Source organism: Solibaculum intestinale (assembly GCF_040096205.1).
In the GTDB taxonomy this organism is placed as follows: domain Bacteria; phylum Bacillota; class Clostridia; order Oscillospirales; family Acutalibacteraceae; genus Solibaculum_A; species Solibaculum_A intestinale.
Map to the genome: position 1 here is coordinate 128,629 of NZ_JBBMFD010000004.1, position 16,100 is coordinate 144,728.

A 16,100-nucleotide genomic window follows, 5' to 3' on the forward strand; every position below is an offset into this window, starting at 1 on the left:
AGAGAACGGCTGTTGTTTTTTACAAATGTGCGTGCTACGCTCCTGAATGGCTCCCAATGCGCCTTGTCTGCCGACGAAGCTTTTTTAGCAGGGAAACCGGCATTCATCCATAAAACAGCCGCACGCTTCTCCCTCCCGGCCAGGAACATTCTGGATTTTCGCACCGGAGCGGCAATCCGGTTGCATGTTTGCGAAATCCAGCCTATACTAACCGGTAGAGGCATCTTTGGAAAGGGGGAACTTGATATGAAACAGACCATCTATTACGGCGGCGACATTTTGACCATGGAAGAACCCATTACGGTGGAAGCCATTCTGGTGAAAGACGGAATCATTTCCCAGGCCGGAAGCCTGCGGGACATTCTGGCCCAAAAGGATGAGCAAACCGTGCTGGAGCATCTCCATGGAAAGACCCTGCTGCCCGCCTTTCTTGATCCGCACAGCCACATCACCGCCTTGGCCAGCACCATGGGGCTGGCGCCTTTGGACGGTGCGGGCAGCTTTGACGACATGGTTTCGCGCCTTGAGGAATTCCAGCACAAACGCACCATCCCGGCCGGACAATGGCTAACTGGCTTCGGGTACGACCATAACTTTCTCAAAGAGAAAGCCCATCCCACCAAGGAAGTGCTGGACCGGGCTTTTCCGGATACGCCCGTACTCATTACCCACGCCTCCGGGCATATGGGCGTGGCCAACTCCGCGGCTCTCACCGCCCTCGGCGTCACCAGCCACACCCCCGACCCGGAGGGTGGCAAAATCGGCCGGATGGAAGGCACTATGGAGCCAAACGGCTACCTGGAGGAAACCGCTTTTACGTCCCTTTCCTCCAAGCTCCCGCAGCCTACCTTGGAACAGCTCCTGGATCAGCTGGACGCGGCTCAAAAGGTCTATCTGCAAAACGGTATCACCACCGTGCAGGACGGGTTTACCAGGCCCGGAGAATGGGCCATGCTCAAGGCCATGGCCCAGGCAAAGCGCTTTTTGGTGGACGTGGTGGGCTATGCGGCGCTTAACGGCCACCGATCGCTTCGAACGGAGAATCCTGCTTATTGCAAGGAGTACCAAAACCGGCTGAGAATCGGCGGATACAAGATGTTCCTGGACGGCTCTCCCCAGGGAAAGACCGCTTGGCTGTCGGAACCCTACGCCACCTCGCCCGACGGATACCGGGGCTATCCGATTTACACGGACAAACAGGTATACTCGCTCATTTGCCAGGCACTTCAGGACGGCGTTCCGCTTCTCACCCACTGCAACGGGGACGCGGCGGCCCAACAGCTGATCGACGGCTTTGAAAAGGCGCTTTCCTCGTATCCGAACGCATCCTCTACCCGACCGGTGATGATTCATGCCCAGACGGTACGGCCCGACCAGCTCCAGAGGATGGCCGCCCTCTCCATGATCGCCTCCTTCTTTGTGGCCCACACCTACTATTGGGGAGATGTGCATCTTCAGAACCTGGGCCTCAAGCGGGCAAACCGCATCAGCCCCGCCCGGACCGCGGGGAAACTGGGCGTCACTTACACCTTCCATCAGGATACGCCGGTTCTGCCGCCCAACATGATCGACACCGTGTGGTGCGCGGTCAACCGGGTGACGAAAGACGGCGTGACCTTAGGCGAGTGCGAACGGGTCACTCCCCTGGCTGCCCTCAAGGCGGTGACGATAAACGCAGCGTACCAGTATTTCGAAGAGGACCGCAAGGGTTCCATCCGTCCGGGAAAACTGGCGGACCTGGTGATTCTCGACCGCAACCCACTGACTGTGAATCCCATGGACATCCGGGACATCCGGGTGGTAAAAACCATCAAGGAAGGCAAGACGGTCTATTCGGCAGAGGAAGGATCACGCTCTTTGTAGAGATACGCGTTAAGATCCTGCCTCTTCCTCTCGCAATGCAGACAAATGAGCTTTGCTGCATAGAGACAATGGGAACGGCAAGATCGACTGTCTTTTTCAGACAAGAGAGATTTCTTTTTTGTTTGCTGCTGCAATATCGAAAAAGAAACAGCAAGAAGCGCTTTGCGGACAGCCGTAAAGCGCTTCTTGCTTCTGGAGGAGCCGGAAAATCCGAAGAATGTTCGGCCCTTCGTTTGCTATATGGGAAAGCAAATGGTCTCAGCGATACCGGATTTGGATGGACAGACCGATAAATGCAAGGAAGTCATAATAATAGACAGGGTCGCCCACTCCATATTCTTTTAGAAGGATGCCGCAGCGGTTCGTTCCGTTTTCGCTCGTATAAGGCTGTAAAACCGCGTCCGTAATGTCTAAATCCGGATCGGCGCCGTTGCCGAACCTTACATAATACTCTCCAACGGAAGACGGAGTGGAAGCAAAAACGTTTTCATTTGCGGCAAAATCGGCAAACGACAGATTCGACGGTTCCGTATACAGAACATGAGCCCCCACCGGAACCACGCAGTCATCCGGCATGGTGGCCCGTTCCGCCCAATAGCTGTCGATTGTCATTGCAAATGTGGCGTCTACCAAATTGTCCGGTGTGATGTAAGCAGGCACGTCGAACGTGACCCACGTATAGCATTCACCATATTCCGGTACGATACCGCCCGTGATGTTGTCATTCGTGCCGGCGAGATTCCCCACTAGCCACGCTTCCTCCGGCGGCGCCAGATCCAAGGAAGCGACCGTACCAGCATCGTAATTGGTAACCTTTACCGTGGTTTCACCGGACGCCAAGTCAACCCACTTGCCGTCCACCTGTTCATGAACCGGACGCTGGTAAATAACTGCCATCTTGGTACCGTCCGACATCTGATATTGCTTCACGTTCTCTTCCCGCAGCTCGATGATCTCACGGACAATCTGCGGCTCTTGCTCTTCCTGGGCGAAGGCCATCATGGGGCAGATCTGCAGCAGCATGGCCACCACAAGAACCAACGCAACCCATTTTCCTTTTCTGCATGTTTTCATTTCACTATCTCCTTCATTTTTGTATAATGTGAACCAGGTTCACGTCAATCCTATTCTTTTTCCATATCTCTGTCAACCCTTCCGGAAGATAATTACTTCATAAAGATCATGCTGTTTTTTCTACGATATGGTATTAATGGAGATTATATATACATCTTTTCAGTATTTATTACGGCTGAATTCCTTTTATTTACTATTTGAAATTTATTATAAAGAATACAAATCGTGACGGATATCCGCAAACACCAGCAAGCATGATTTTATTATGATGAACATTTTCTAAATTTTGCTCACATATTCGAGGATTCTGCACACAAACTTAGAAATCATTTTTCCGACTTGACAGGAATTTTTCATAAGCGTATGATTAAATACAGAAAGCAAGGGCGCTGCGAAGAAGCAGCGCCCTTTGTTTTTACAGGGTACCCAATACCAACACCGAAAGGGGGATTTTTTCAGCCCGATCATATCTGGCAGGCAATGAAGCCGACTGTGGTTTCGTTGCCGTTTTGTTTTTTTGGAGGGAATCGTCATGCGTAAACGGATGAAACAGATGGTTGTTTTGCTGGTGGTGTGCGTCACCGTATTGGCCCAGCTGGTCATTCCCGCTTCCGCGGCGGAGGCAGGATTTGTGCTGTCGGTCGTCAATTTTGACGCTGTTTTAGATAAGCCCGGGGCCAACAAGGAAAATGCAGCAAAGATGGAAAACTATCTGCGAAAGGCGGCTGGAGAGGGTGCGGACATGGTTCTGTTCCCGGAGTATTCTCTAACCGGTCAAGTAGCGGAAAACGCCGTAAATCCAGCGTCCGACGCTGAAGTCGCAACGCTTGCCGGGATTGCCGACCAGCAGGAGCTGTACCTGCTGTTTGGGGCGCTAATCGAAGAGGAAGGTACCCTCTATTCGGCCATGGTAATCTGCAAGCCGGACGGAACCACCGATGTATATAAAAAGGTGCATCTCACCGATCGGGAGTGGCAAGCCGGGTATGGCGCCGGCATTGCTCCTTACGTGCTCAAAACGGAATTTGGAAACTTCGGCCTGGCACTGGGCAATGAGTTTGCAGATGCAGCCGAGCTTGGAAAATATTATTACGGCGCCGCCTGCCGGATGGTGCTAGTCGGCCAGTCTTACGGGTACGCTCCCGCTGATGCAAACGGCCTGTCCCAGGCCCAGTATGATGTGTATACCTCGGCCTATGCCTATTACCGGATGTATTCCCGCGGCGTTGCGGTGGCGAATCTGCTGACCGAAGGGGACGGCTTGGCCTATTTTGGAGAAAGCTTTGTTTTTACTGGTAAGTTTATTGCCGGCGGCAATGATACGCAAACTGCGCCCGCCGTCACCACCCAAGCGGGAATTGCCACTGCTCAGGTGGACGCCAGTTCTCGGGACACTTCCGCCGGCATGAGCAGCCGCCGGCTTAACCTACTGGCCGACTGGTACGGCGAACTAACCGACTATACTCTGCCGGTTTACGGTCAGAACAGCGCCTACAAAGATAACGTGCGCGTGGCCTCGGTCAACTTCCACCCGGTGTGGGGAGATGTGGATGCAAACGTGGCCAAGATCAAAGAACTGATGCAGAAAGCCCATGAAGACGGCGTGGAGCTGCTAGTCTTCCCGGAGATGGCATTGACTGCGTATAGCGTGGTCCTTCCAGAGGATTATACCGAAGAGCAGAAGGCGCTTTACGGCGAGGAATACATGCAGCGGGCGCTGGCGCCGGTCATCCGCGGGGAGAATCCCAGCTCGGTCATTACCGACCTGCAGGCCCTGGCTGAATCCTATGGCATGTATGTACTCATCGGTATGCCGGAAAAGGATGAACTGGATCCCAACACCTATTGGAACTCGGTGGCTATTCTGGGCCCCGACCTGATCCAGTCCTACCGCAAAGTAAACCTGGCGAATCCAGAGCCCAACTGGTCCGCCTTTGGCACCGAGAATGACGGTGTCTTTGAAACACCCTTTGGTCTGGTGGGCGTGGCAATCTGCGCTGACATCTACAATTATCAGGAGCTGCAGCGTACCTATGCCCAGATGGGCTGCCGTATTGTCATCAACTGCACGGCGGGCGCCGCCAACAATACCACGGTGGAAAACGGCGGCTGGCAGCTGACCTACCAAAACCGCCTAGAAAGCTTCATGCTGCGCGACGACAATTTCATGATCACTTCCAATCTGGTAGGCTACGAGGGACCGGAGCTGACCGGAGAGGTAGAGCAGGCTCTGGCGGAGGCTGGCTATGATCAGGACGACATTACCAGCAGCTGGCTCTATCATGGAAATACGGAGCTTTATAACCTGCTTCGCAACGCCGACGGTTCTCTGCTCAACAGCCGCGCCTGCATCTTCCCCGGCTCAAGTCTATGCATCGCGCTGGACCCCAGTTCTCCCACTGGTGTCACTGCCTACGGAAACACGACGGACAGCTCTATTATCCGCTCCTATGACACCGACCTGGGTCCCTATCTCGATAAGGATGGGGACGGCAAGAGCCCCTATCTGAGCTATACCACCGATACCTTCAATGTTTTCTATGCGGCGGATTTCGACCTATCGCTGGCGACGCTGGAGAAGTTCTATAACGAAAATCCTTTTGATTACCGCCCAACCCTGTATTATCAGTGGTATTCCGAGCTTTTCTACGACACCTACGGCATTGGCCTGGAAGACACGGTACTCACCGACGAGCAAAGCGGCATCCAGCTTTCCGGCCGGTTTGCCGACGGGGTTGCGATGACGGTTACTCCGGTGGTCTATACGCCTGCTTCTTTGGAAGGGTATCGGGCGGCGGACAGCTTCGGCTATGATATTGATCTTTCGTCTATCCATACCACCCAGGTACTCAAGACCAATGAAACCAACGCTATGGGTGCGTCCGACGTCTATTACACGGGCAGCTACGCGCCTTATGTGGGAAAAGTAACCGTATCCATCCCGGCTGAGGGCATGGAAGGCGGACTCCTCTATGTAAACGGGCAGCCGGCTCAGGTGACGAACGGACGGGCCGAAATCACGGTAGAGAATCTTGACGCCCTGACAGTTGCCTACTATGTGGCTGATGAAAAACCGATACCTTCTCCCACGCCCGGACCCAATCCAGGGAATACGGAGAACCCGATCCCGTCCCCGGATACCGGTATCATCGATCTGACGATGCCTATCGTTTTGATTCTGGCTGCATCCGCAGCCGCCGTAGTCGCCCTGCGGCGCAAGGCGGCAAGCGCATAAAAGCAGCATTGACTTTGCCCCTATTTTGAGTCCTGTCACGCATGGCCGGCGTCAAAAAGACGCCGGCCATTTTCTTTGTTTTCCTTACATGCCGCAAACCAGGGCGGGACATGCTATAGAAAAACCCGCTTTTTTCCTTTGCGTGGACTGCACGAAAAAGACAGACCGTTCCCGGACGGACATTTCCTTTCTCCCCTCCGAATTGGATGGAGCCTAAATGTACGCTCTGCCGCGCATTCCGAAGAGGACGTCCCGGCCGGGACAGAAAAGATCGGCTTTGGCCTCCCAAAAGCCAGCAAAAACCGAAGGAAAGCCCTGTACACCGGGAAAAAGGTGTGGTATAATTTTCAGGATATTGGTAGGAAAGTCGGCGAAGGTACGCCGATGGAATATTCCCGCCGCAACGAAGACGGGACGAGGAAGGGAATGTCTGATTCTATGGCAGCAAACCAGTATAAAACCCATCACTGCGCCGAATTGACCCAGCAGAACTTAAACGAAGAGGTGCGTCTGGCCGGCTGGGTGGATACCATCCGCGACCATGGCGGCGTAGCCTTTGTGGACCTGCGCGACCAGCACGGTGTGACCCAGGTGGTCGTTCATGACGATAGCCTTCTGCAGAATGTCCACCGGGAAACGGTGGTCAGCGTCCACGGCAAGGTGGTCAAGCGGGACGCGGAAACCGTCAACCCGAAGATCCCCACCGGTACGCTGGAAGTCATGGTGGACTCTTTGGAGATTCTGGGCGAGTCGAACCCCAATCTTCCCTTTGACATTGAGAACTCCACCGAGACCCGCGAGGACGTGCGACTCAAGTACCGCTTTTTGGACCTGCGTAATCCGAAGGTGCATAACAATATTTTGCTTCGCTCGAAGATTGTCCGCTTTCTGCGCCGGAAGATGGAGGACCTGGGCTTTGACGAGATCAATACTCCTATTCTCACCTGTTCGTCGCCGGAGGGAGCCAGAGACTATATCATTCCTTCGCGCAAGTACGAGGGCAAGTTCTATGCTCTACCCCAGGCGCCCCAGCAGTTTAAGCAGCTTTTGATGGTGGCAGGCTTCGATAAGTATTTCCAGATCGCCCCGTGCTTCCGGGACGAGGACGCGAGAGCCGACCGGTCTCCGGGCGAGTTCTATCAGCTGGACTTTGAGATGGCCTTCGCTACCCAGGAGGACGTGTTCGAGGTGGCCGAGGATGTGCTCTATGATACCTTTACCACCTTCAGTGACAAGAAGGTTTCCCCGAAGCCCTTCGTGCGCATTCCCTTCGAAGAGGCCATGCTCAAATACGGCACCGACAAGCCCGACCTGCGCAATCCTCTGGTGATTACCGATCTGTCCGACTTCTTTATGGACGTGGACTTCATGCCCTTTAAGAATAAGCCCGTGCGGGGCATCGTGGTGGAAGACTGCGCGAAAATGCCCAAGTCCTTCTTTGAAAACATGCTCAAGTACGCCACCTCCATCGGCATGAAGGGCCTGGGATACCTGACCATGCTGGAAGGGATGCAGTTCAAGGGTCCCATCGCCAAGTTCCTGACGGAGGAAAAACAGAAGGAACTGGTGGAACGCCTGTCGCTCAAAAAGGACGACACCCTGTTCTTCATCAGCGATGCGAAGACGGTGGTTGACAAGCTGGCGGGGCTGATTCGCACCGAGCTTGCCGAGCGCAAGGGAATCATCGATAAGGACCGGTTTGAATTCTGCTACATCACCGATTTTCCCATGTACGAAAAGAACGAGGAAGGGCATCTGGACTTTACCCACAACCCCTTCTCCATGCCCCAGGGCGGCATGGACGCGCTTTTGAATCAAGATCCGCTCACCATCAAGGCCTATCAGTACGACATTGTCTGCAACGGCGTGGAGCTTTCCTCGGGTGCGGTGCGAAATCACCGGCCGGATATCATGGTCAAAGCCTTTGAGCTGGCCGGGTACTCCAAGGACGAGGTAGAGAAGCGCTTCGGCGCTTTGTATAACGCCTTCCAGTACGGCGCCCCGCCTCACGCGGGCATGGCCCCGGGCGTGGACCGGATGATTATGCTGCTCACCGAGGAAGAGAGCATCCGCGAGGTCATCGCCTTCCCGATGAACGCCTCTGCGCAGGACCTGCTGCTGGGCGCGCCTGGTCAAGTTACCGAGCAGCAGCTTCGGGAAGTGCACATCAAAATCCGCTGAGGATAGATGGGAGAAAGGGATATGAACAACGAAGTGCTGGCGAAGATGGAAGACCTGGCGCTTGTACGCTTTGACGAGGCAGAGCGGGAGTCCGTCCTGGCGGAGATGGCGGACGTGATGGCCTGCCTTGATGCGATCAAGGCGGCCGACACGGAGGGCACCGAACCCATGATTTACGTGCAGGCGCTGGAGAACGTGTTCCGGGAGGACGAGGTGCACGAATTCCCGCGGATCGACGACATTCTCGAAAACGCGCCCGACGAAATGGAACACCAGTTCGTGGCGCCCCCCACCTTCGACTAAACGGGCATAGGAGAGAAAGACGATGACGAATCAAAACCCATTGGCGATGGCAGACGCTATCCGTGCGGGAGACTGCACGGTGGCCGAAGCGGTAACGCCTTACATAGAGAAAATCGAACTCGACGGCAGTCTGTTTTCCTCCTTTGACCGGGAGGCGATAGCCGAGCAGATGGACGCGGTGCAAGCGCGGCTTCGTGCGGGAGAGGCCCTCTCCCCCTTGGCTGGGGTGCCGGTAGCGGTCACCGAAACCATCTGCACCCTAGGGGAGGAAACCGCCGCCGGTTCCAAGATGCTGACCGGCTTTCAGCCGCCCTTTGAGGCGATGGCCGTACAAAAGATCAAAAAAGCGGGCATGATCGTCTTAGGAAAGCTGAAAACCGACGAGTTCGGCTGCGACGGGCAGGGCTGTACGGCTCCTTTGGCGATAGAGAAGGGCCAGGTTCTCCTGGGCTTCGGATGCGATACGGGCGGGTCTTTGCGGGCGCCGGCGGTGCAAAACGGGGTGTGCTGTATTAAGCCTACTTACGGCGCGGTGTCCCGGGCAGGGCTAATCGCCTATGCTTCTTCGATGGACCAGCTCTCCGTCTTTGCACCTGACCTTGCCTTATGCGAGGCGGGGCTTACAGCGGTGGCGGGGCACGACCCGGCGGACAGCACCTCTTTGGAGAAGCCCCTCTCCCCGGCCGGCGGGTTCTCCGTGAAGGGGCGCAAGGTGGGCATTCTCAAGGAGGCTTTGGAGGAAACGGACGAAGCGGGCAAAGCGGCGGTAAAGGCCGCGGCGGACGCTTTTGCGGCGGCGGGCGCTCAAGTGGTGGAGCTTTCCATCCCGCAGGTCAAAAACGCCCTGGCCGTTTACCTGATTATCGCCACTGCGGAAGCGAGCGGCAACATGGCCCGGTTCGACGGCATCAAGTACGGCTATCAGACGCCACACTACGAGAACCTGTTTGACCTGTACGTCAAGTCGCGCAGCGAAGGCTTCGGCCGGAAAATGAAGGAGCGGCTGGGGCTCGGTTCTCTGATGCTCTCGGAAGGGTATTACGATGACTATTACGACAAAGCCATGCGGGTGCGCGGGCAGATTACCGGCGCTGTGAAGGCGGCTTTCGACCAGGTGGACTGCCTGGTGACCCCGGTGTTCCCCGCGGACGCGGACTTTGCCGCCGCCACCCTTTTGGGCGCGGAGAAGAATAATCGCTTTTTAACCGCTGCCAGCCTGACCGGGCGGCCCAGCCTGGTCATTCCGGCGCAAGGCCAAAACGGCGTGCAGCTCATCGGCAAGCATATGGAGGATCTGACGCTGCTGGCCTTCGGGCGGGCGGCGGCACCGGAAAGGAACGGAGAGTAACATGGAATACGAGGTTGTCATCGGCCTGGAAGTCCACACCGAGCTTGCGACCAAGACGAAAATCTTCTGCTCCTGCTCCACCCAGTTCGGCGGCGGGGCCAACACCCACATCTGCCCCGGCTGCGCGGGTATGCCGGGCACCCTGCCGGTGGTGAACAAGAAGGTCATCGAGTTCGGCATCGCGGCGGCTCTAGTGACCAACAGCAAGATCAACCAATACACCACCTTTGATAAGAAAAACTATTTCTACCCGGACCTGGCCTGTTCCTATCAGATCACCCAGCTGTTCCACCCCATCTGCGTGGACGGCAGCGTGGAGATCGAAACGTCCCAGGGAAAGAAAACCATCGGGCTCAAACAGATCCACATGGAGGAGGATGCGGGCAAGCTCAAACACGATCCGTTTACCGACAGCTCTTTGGTGGACTATAACCGCTCCAGTATGCCGCTTTTGGAAATCGTCAGTAAGCCGGATTTCCGTTCGGCGGAGGAAGTGGTGGCATACTTAGAAAAGCTACGCTCCATGCTCAAAGCCATCGGTGTGTCCGACTGCAAGATGCAGGAGGGCTCCATGCGGGCGGACATCAACCTGTCGGTGCGGCCGCTGGGCAGCACGAAGCTGGGCGTACGGGCGGAAATGAAGAATATGAACTCGTTGAAGTCCATCACCCGGGCCATTGAGTACGAGACCGCGCGGCACATTGACTTGATCGAGTCGGGCAACGCTCACAAGCTCAAGCAGGAAACCCGGCGGTGGGATGACGAAAAGGGCAAAACCTACGCCATGCGCTCCAAGGAAAACGCCCAGGACTACCGGTATTTTCCCAACCCCGACCTGCCTCCCATCGTCATCAGCGACGAGTGGATCGAGCGGGTGCGCGAGAGCCTGCCGGAGCTTCCCGAGGCGAAGTTCGCACGGTACACGGGGGAGCTTGGCTTAAGCGAGGGAGACAGCCGTCTGCTTACGGGCAGCAAGGTGCTTTCCGACCTGTGCGACCACTGCATCGAAGCGGGTATCGCGCCTCAGACGGCGGCCAACTGGATTACCGGCGAAGTGATGAACCTGGCAAAGAACGACGGCAAGCCGGCGGATGACCTGGTGCTTCGCAAGGAGAGCCTGGCAAAGCTGATCGGCTTGGTGGAAAAGAACGTCATCAACCGCAACACCGCCAAGAAGGTGCTGGCGGAGGTGTATCACAAGGACGTGGACCCGGAGGAATATGTCAAAGATAACGGGCTTGCCATGGTGTCCGACAAGGGGGCCATCGAGCAGATGGTCAAGGACGTGCTGGCGGCCAACGAAAAGGTGGTCGCGGACTATAAGAGCGGCAAGACCCAGGCAAGAGGGTTCCTCTTCGGCCAGATCATGAAGCAGGCGAAGGGCAAGGCCGACACCAAGCTCATTAACGAGCTTTTGAACGAACAGCTCGGCTGATACAAACGAAAGAAACCCGGAGGGAATGTCCCCTCCGGGCTTCTTTTTATGCTTCAGGCCTTGTGCCCTATCTGCGGCGCTTAGGGCGAACGGGCGGCTTGGGGTCGTCGGTACGGTTTAAGAGGAAATCCACGCTGGTATCAAACAGGTCGGCCAGCCTGCACAGGATTTCCGGCGACATAGTATTGACGCCATTTTCATAGGCACTATAGGTTCTTCGATTGACGAAAATCTGATCCGCCACATATTGCTGGGTCCAATCACGGTCTTCCCGCAACGCTCGAATTCGCTCATAGATCAAAACAAACACCCCATGCCCATTATAGATGCCAGTATTTCTGCCATTGACTTTTGGCAGAAATACTGGCATAATATAGCTTGAGGTGACTAATATGGATTTATACAGAGAGATTTTAATCGGTATTCTTAGCAACCCTGAGGTACAAATCCAGATTGTCGGTTTTGATATGGACAAGCTCATCGACTCGGTTGATCTGACCAATCTCCACGCGCTGAGGCGAATCAAGGCCGCCGTGGAAGATGAATCTCTATCTGATTTCGCTTGCGTGGAAGAAATCGTTTGTATTCTTGAAAGCATCGGGAGCGGCGGCGGTTTTCGTCATGATTTTTGATGAAAAGAAGACCCTTTCCGTTAACGGAAAGGGTCTTCCTTTTCTTATATGAGTCACATCAAATAGCAAGCTCCTTGGCCCACTTGACTGGAACCCGTATCGCGGCCTTTGCATAGATTGAAACGGGACGTTTGTTTCTCCAATCGATCCAAACGAACCCTTCCGTCCGCCTTTTTCCTTCAAACCTCCTAGGAAGGCAGGCGGCAAAAAAGGCCGGGAACCAATGGTTCCCGGCCTTTTCTATTTCCATTACGAACGGATTTCCAGCAGCTTCTGCTTGAGCTCCCCTTCGATGCGGCCGAGCTCCGCCTCCGCTTCCTGACGCTTCTGCCGGCCTTCCTCCTGGATGCGCAGCACCTCGTCGAGGGTAGAGATGAGGCTCTCGTTGGTGTGCTTGAGGGTCTCGATGTCCACAATGCCCCGCTCGGACTCCTTGGCCGTCTCGATGGTGGCCATCTTGAGGGTGTCGGCGTTCTTGCGCAGCAGCTCATTGGTCATGTTGGACACCTCGTGCTGGGCCTGGGCCGCTTGTTGGGAATGGGCCACCCCCAGGGCCAGAACCATCTGGCTTTTCCACAGCGGAATGGTGTTGACCAGGGTGGACTGGATTTTGTCGGTCATCAGGGTGTCATTGCCCTGGACCAGGCGAATCTGGGGCGCCATCTGGATGGAGATCATCCGCGTCAGCTCCAGGTCATGGAGCTTCTTTTCAAACCGGTTGCACAGGCCGGAGAGGTCGTTGACCGCCTGGGCGTCCTCCGGAAGGCCGGACTGGCTGGCCTTCTCCTGAAGGGCGGGCAGCTCCGTCTGCTGCACTTCCTGGAGCTTCTTTTTGCCCGCCAGGATGTACATGGACAGCTCCTTAAAATACACCTTGTTGAGCTCGTACATTTTGTCGAGCATGGCAATGTCCTTAAGCAACTGAATCTGATGGTTTTCCAGGGCGGTGCAGATTTTGTCGATGTTGGCCTCCGCTTTGTCGTACTTGGCCTTCATGGCGACGATTTTATTGGAGCTGCGCTTGAAGAAACCGAAGAGGCCCTTCTCGTTTTCGTCCACGTCGAAGCTTTTGAGCTCGGTGACCACGCTCGAAAGCATTTCTCCCACCTCGCCCAAATCCTTGGTACGAACGTTGTCGAGGGCAGTTTCCGAAAAGTCCGCAATTTTTTTCTGTGCGCCGGAACCGTACTGCAGGATCATGGCGGAATTGTTCAGCTGGATTTTGGACGCGAAATCGTCCACCATCCTCTTTTCTTCCGCCGTCAGCGCGCTCTCCTCAAACACTGGGATGGGCGGCTGATTGGGCGCTTTCTGCAGCTGAGCGGCGGACGCCTCCTCGGAAAAAGGCTCAAAGGTCAGGGTCGGGACTTCCATTTTCTCTTCGTTCATTTCCAGTCGTACCTCCTAAATTGCGGCCATTGGCCGCGCGATGAAACATGCGTCAAATCAATTGACCGGGCCCTGCGGGCCTTTTTCCCGGGGCTTTTCAAACCGGTGCCCGGTCAGGCCCTCCTGGGCCAGCATGGTCTGGAGCACCGAAATGTCGGTGGAAATATCCAGCGCGTCGTCTTCAAAGAGCCGATCGAGCAGGTTTTCAAAGGCGACGCTGATGGTGTCTAAAGTGTCACGGATTTCCCGCTTGGCGGCCATGATATTTTCCCCCTGCACCGGCTGCTCTTCAAACTCCCGGTAGGTGTTGACCAGCTTTAGGGTGGTGGGCAGGTAATAGCTCATGAACTTGCGGATGTCCGGCAGCTTTTCCGGATGCTGCTCCACCTGCTCGAAGATTTTCGAGGTGACCTCCTCCAAACGAAACAGCTTGTTGGAAATGTCCTCCCCGGGCATGGCGTCGTTCGCTTCCCGGATCTGGCGCAGGTACGCGCGCCCCTCGTCGATGGTTTTATGAAGCGTGGCGGCGTTGGGGTCCTTTTCCTCCATCTCCTTGCGCCGCTGCTCCTCGATCTGACGCTGCTTCATGCTTTCCTGCAGCTGCAGATACTGCTCGTAGGTATCCTCATCGGTCATCAGGCAGGTTTTCTGGTCGTCGATGTGCCCGTCCGGGAACATACGAAGCCGGATCATTTTCTGCAGGTCCCTGGCGACAAAGGCATTGTCCTTCCCCACCGCGGCCGCCAATTCCCGGATTTCGCAGAAGGTCCGTCCCCCCAGCACCTTTTGATAGCACTTAAACCGCTTGACCCGCCCCCTCTGCTTTGCGCCAACGCCGACCATGGCGGCACAGGCAACCGTCAGCGGGAAAAAGCAGGCGGTCAGAATCGGAAAGACCGGGATGCTGGAAAGCGCGGCGGTCAAAATGGCGAACACCAGCGTGGCGATGGCGAAGGGAATGCCGAACACCAGCCCGAATACCAAAAACAGAATCCCCGACACCGATCCCGCCGGCATTTTACTCCGCTGCATCACGGGAGTTGAATAAGAATAGGCCGGTTCGGCGGACTTCTGGTAAGCCGGACGGCTTTTTCCGCTTGTATATCTGCCTTTTTGGGGGGCAGCGGCCTCTTTTACCGTTTGCTTGGCGGTATTCACCGCGTCCTTGACGGTATGCTTTAACTCGGAAAATTCGTTGGAATGAATCGCATCCTTCACTGCTTTCCCGATGTCGCGGCCAATGTCGGAAAAATTCCGGTTTTCCATTCGCATACCTCCCTTGCCGTTTTGTTTCATTATATCGCATCCGCCGGGAAAGTACAACCTCAAAATCCCCCCAGCCGCCGCGGATGCCGCGCGGCTCGTCGTGTTTTTCCGGCCATTTGGGGATATTCCTCCCCATTGCGGCGCACACTTTTGTTAGACGCGCATATTTGCGCAAAAGAAGGAGGCAACCTCATGAATCTTCGAAAATGCGCCATCATCGGCTGCGGTTTTGTGGGAGCGACCACCGCCTTCGCTCTCACCCAAAGCGGCCTTTTCTCCGAGCTTATCCTCATCGACCAGAACCGTAAAAAGGCGTTGGGCGAGGCGATGGACCTGAGCCATTCGGTCCCCTTCGGTAAGCCCGTGGAGGTGGTGGCCGGGGATTACCCCGACCTTGCGGACTGCGCTTTGGTCATCATTACCGCGGGCGCAGGGCAGGCGCCTGGGGAGACCCGGCTGGACCTAGTGCACAAAAACGTAACCATCTTTCAGTCCATTATTCCCCAGATCACCCGCTATAATCAGGAATGCATCCTTTTGGTGGTATCCAACCCCGTGGACATTCTCACCTACGTGACCCTCAAGCTGTCCGGCTTTCCGGCAAAGCGCGTAATCGGTTCGGGCACGGTCCTAGACACGGCGCGGCTGAAATTCCTGCTGGGCGCCCATTTTGAGGTAGATCCGCGTAATGTCCACGCCTTTATGATTGGGGAACACGGGGACACCGAGCTTCCCGTTTACAGCTCGGCCAACGTGTCCGGCATCGACTTTGACCATTTCTGCGAAAGCTGCCAGCGCCGCTGCGACCAGGAGGTTCTGCGCACCATCTATGAGGAAGTGAAAAACAGCGCCTATCAAGTAATCGAAAACAAAGGCGCCACCTATTACGCCATTGCGCTGGCGGTGCTGCGCATTGTGGAAGCGCTCATGCGCGACGAGCATTCGGTGCTGACGGTGTCGGTGCTGCCCGAGGGGCACTATGAGCTAAACGACCTGTGCATCGGCCTGCCCGCCATCGTGGGCCAGGGCGGCATTGAAAAGGTGCTGGACGTGCCGCTGGACGCGGACGAACGGGACCGGCTGCAAAAAAGCGCCGCACAGATGAAAAAAGTGATCGGGGAAATCCGCTGGGAATAAGGAGGAGGACTGGTATTCCCCCTATTGCCGCATATCTCCTTTTCCCCCTCAACACCAGGGTTTTGTGAATAGGGACATAAAACGAATGGTTTTGACGAAAAAAAGACGGCGCTGTTTTTTCTTCTTGCTTTCTCAGCGCCTGCCTTCCTTCACGATGGTTTGGCGATTCGCTGCGTGAACGCTGACGAGACTGGCCCTGCATTTTTAATGAAAAGGGCGGACCGCTTTCGCGGTCCG

At 55.7% G+C, this 16,100-nt stretch carries 12 protein-coding genes; 8 read left to right on the plus strand and 4 right to left on the minus strand.

Annotated elements, in window-relative coordinates; all coding sequences use genetic code 11:
• The first annotated feature begins 246 nt into the window (after positions 1–246).
• A complete protein-coding gene (locus WMO26_RS04325; RefSeq protein WP_349218397.1) occupies positions 247–1,863 on the plus strand; it encodes an amidohydrolase in 1,617 nt (538 codons plus the stop codon).
• Positions 1,864–2,121: 258 nt separating this feature from the next.
• Here WMO26_RS04325 and WMO26_RS04330 read toward each other — a convergent pair whose 3' ends face one another.
• Positions 2,122–2,937 carry a hypothetical protein gene (locus WMO26_RS04330; RefSeq protein ID WP_349218399.1) on the minus strand — a complete coding sequence of 272 codons (816 nt, stop codon included), beginning with the start codon at positions 2,935–2,937 and terminating at the stop codon, positions 2,122–2,124.
• A 532-nt stretch (positions 2,938–3,469) separates the two neighbouring features.
• Here WMO26_RS04330 and WMO26_RS04335 point away from each other — a divergent pair.
• From WMO26_RS04335 to gatB, 5 genes are all read left to right on the plus strand, one after another.
• Positions 3,470–6,172, plus strand: a complete 2,703-nt coding sequence (locus WMO26_RS04335) for a carbon-nitrogen hydrolase family protein (protein ID WP_349218400.1) — start codon at positions 3,470–3,472, stop codon at positions 6,170–6,172.
• A gap of 438 nt (positions 6,173–6,610) precedes the next feature.
• Complete coding sequence (gene aspS, locus WMO26_RS04340; protein WP_349218401.1) at positions 6,611–8,353, plus strand: aspartate--tRNA ligase; 1,743 nt, start codon at positions 6,611–6,613, stop codon at positions 8,351–8,353.
• A gap of 21 nt (positions 8,354–8,374) precedes the next feature.
• Positions 8,375–8,656: an Asp-tRNA(Asn)/Glu-tRNA(Gln) amidotransferase subunit GatC gene (gene gatC, locus WMO26_RS04345; protein ID WP_349218402.1), complete on the plus strand. Its 282-nt coding sequence runs from the start codon at positions 8,375–8,377 to the stop codon at positions 8,654–8,656.
• Positions 8,657–8,678: 22 nt separating this feature from the next.
• Positions 8,679–10,004 carry an amidase family protein gene (locus WMO26_RS04350; RefSeq protein WP_349218403.1) on the plus strand — a complete coding sequence of 442 codons (1,326 nt, stop codon included), beginning with the start codon at positions 8,679–8,681 and terminating at the stop codon, positions 10,002–10,004.
• Position 10,005: 1 nt separating this feature from the next.
• Complete coding sequence (gene gatB / locus WMO26_RS04355; protein WP_349218405.1) at positions 10,006–11,439, plus strand: Asp-tRNA(Asn)/Glu-tRNA(Gln) amidotransferase subunit GatB; 1,434 nt, start codon at positions 10,006–10,008, stop codon at positions 11,437–11,439.
• A gap of 67 nt (positions 11,440–11,506) precedes the next feature.
• Here gatB and WMO26_RS04360 read toward each other — a convergent pair whose 3' ends face one another.
• On the minus strand, positions 11,507–11,740 hold the full coding sequence (locus tag WMO26_RS04360; protein WP_435431547.1) for a helix-turn-helix domain-containing protein: 234 nt from the start codon (positions 11,738–11,740) through the stop codon (positions 11,507–11,509).
• 91 nt (positions 11,741–11,831) lie between these two features.
• On the opposite strand from WMO26_RS04360, the gene WMO26_RS04365 reads away from it, so the two are divergent.
• Positions 11,832–12,071 (plus strand): hypothetical protein, encoded by a 240-nt coding sequence (locus WMO26_RS04365; protein ID WP_349218407.1) that lies wholly within the window; start codon positions 11,832–11,834, stop codon positions 12,069–12,071.
• A gap of 249 nt (positions 12,072–12,320) precedes the next feature.
• Here the strand turns inward: WMO26_RS04365 and WMO26_RS04370 are convergent, their stop codons facing one another.
• Positions 12,321–13,460 carry a toxic anion resistance protein gene (locus tag WMO26_RS04370; protein WP_349218408.1) on the minus strand — a complete coding sequence of 380 codons (1,140 nt, stop codon included), beginning with the start codon at positions 13,458–13,460 and terminating at the stop codon, positions 12,321–12,323.
• Positions 13,461–13,517: 57 nt separating this feature from the next.
• On the minus strand, positions 13,518–14,726 hold the full coding sequence (locus WMO26_RS04375) for a 5-bromo-4-chloroindolyl phosphate hydrolysis family protein (RefSeq protein ID WP_349218410.1): 1,209 nt from the start codon (positions 14,724–14,726) through the stop codon (positions 13,518–13,520).
• 192 nt (positions 14,727–14,918) lie between these two features.
• Between WMO26_RS04375 and WMO26_RS04380 the strand changes: the two genes are divergently transcribed.
• A complete protein-coding gene (locus tag WMO26_RS04380) occupies positions 14,919–15,863 on the plus strand; it encodes an L-lactate dehydrogenase (protein ID WP_349218411.1) in 945 nt (314 codons plus the stop codon).
• The last annotated feature ends 237 nt before the right edge of the window (positions 15,864–16,100 follow it).

What these genes read in the sequence shown, in the direction of transcription:
- WMO26_RS04380 (WP_349218411.1), top strand. Translation starts at nt 14,919, where the DNA reads ATGAATCTTCGAAAATGCGCCATCATCGGCTGCGGTTTTGTGGGAGCG.
- WMO26_RS04325 (WP_349218397.1), top strand. Translation starts at nt 247, where the DNA reads ATGAAACAGACCATCTATTACGGCGGCGACATTTTGACCATGGAAGAA.
- WMO26_RS04365 (WP_349218407.1), top strand. Translation starts at nt 11,832, where the DNA reads ATGGATTTATACAGAGAGATTTTAATCGGTATTCTTAGCAACCCTGAG.
- gatC (WP_349218402.1), top strand. Translation starts at nt 8,375, where the DNA reads ATGAACAACGAAGTGCTGGCGAAGATGGAAGACCTGGCGCTTGTACGC.
- WMO26_RS04375 (WP_349218410.1), bottom strand. Translation starts at nt 14,726, where the DNA reads ATGGAAAACCGGAATTTTTCCGACATTGGCCGCGACATCGGGAAAGCA.
- gatB (WP_349218405.1), top strand. Translation starts at nt 10,006, where the DNA reads ATGGAATACGAGGTTGTCATCGGCCTGGAAGTCCACACCGAGCTTGCG.
- WMO26_RS04350 (WP_349218403.1), top strand. Translation starts at nt 8,679, where the DNA reads ATGACGAATCAAAACCCATTGGCGATGGCAGACGCTATCCGTGCGGGA.
- aspS (WP_349218401.1), top strand. Translation starts at nt 6,611, where the DNA reads ATGGCAGCAAACCAGTATAAAACCCATCACTGCGCCGAATTGACCCAG.
- WMO26_RS04370 (WP_349218408.1), bottom strand. Translation starts at nt 13,460, where the DNA reads ATGAACGAAGAGAAAATGGAAGTCCCGACCCTGACCTTTGAGCCTTTT.
- WMO26_RS04330 (WP_349218399.1), bottom strand. Translation starts at nt 2,937, where the DNA reads ATGAAAACATGCAGAAAAGGAAAATGGGTTGCGTTGGTTCTTGTGGTG.
- WMO26_RS04335 (WP_349218400.1), top strand. Translation starts at nt 3,470, where the DNA reads ATGCGTAAACGGATGAAACAGATGGTTGTTTTGCTGGTGGTGTGCGTC.